This is a genomic window from Roseateles rivi (assembly GCF_043555845.1).
Lineage (GTDB): Bacteria > Pseudomonadota > Gammaproteobacteria > Burkholderiales > Burkholderiaceae_C > Roseateles > Roseateles rivi.
The window spans coordinates 1-564 of record NZ_JBIGHZ010000019.1 but is presented as its reverse complement, the minus strand read 5'-3'; the positions used below and the strand labels follow the sequence as shown (position 1 = coordinate 564).

Sequence of the window (564 nt, the reverse complement as noted above, 5' to 3'; positions counted from 1 at the left end):
CACCAGCAGCGCCAGCGCGGCCAGGCCAAACACGATCAGCTTGTTCTTTTGCATGCTCTTGACTCCTTCAAGCACGGTCGGCCACGCGCTCACCCAGCAGCCCCGAGGGCCGCAGCGTCAGCACCAGAATCAGCGCCAGAAACGCGAAGATGTCCGCGTAGTGGCTGCCCAGCACCCCGCCCGTGAGCTCGCCCAGGTAGCCCGCCCCGATGGCCTCGATCAGCCCCAGCAGCACGCCCCCCACCATGGCCCCAGCCAGGTTGCCAATGCCCCCCAGCACCGCCGCCGTGAAGGCCTTGAGCCCCGGCATAAAGCCCATGGAGTGCTGCACCGTGCCGTAGTTGGCCGCCCACATCAGCCCGGCCACCGCCGCCAGCGCCGCACCAATCACAAACGTCGCCGAAATCACCGCATCGGGCTTGACCCCCATCAGCGCCGCCACGCGCGGGTTCTCCGCCGTCGCACGCATCGCGCGGCCCAGCCGGGTGTAGTTCACCAGGTAGAGCAGGCTCACCAAAATCACCAGCGTGCTGACCAGAATCAGCACCTGCGTCACCGAGATCA

General features: G+C 67.2%; 1 protein-coding gene. It reads right to left on the bottom strand.

What is annotated here, in order from left to right:
• Positions 1–67 precede the first annotated feature (67 nt).
• On the bottom strand, positions 68–564 hold a 497-nt coding region (locus ACG0Z6_RS16605; RefSeq protein ID WP_394463459.1), incomplete at its 5' end, for a branched-chain amino acid ABC transporter permease.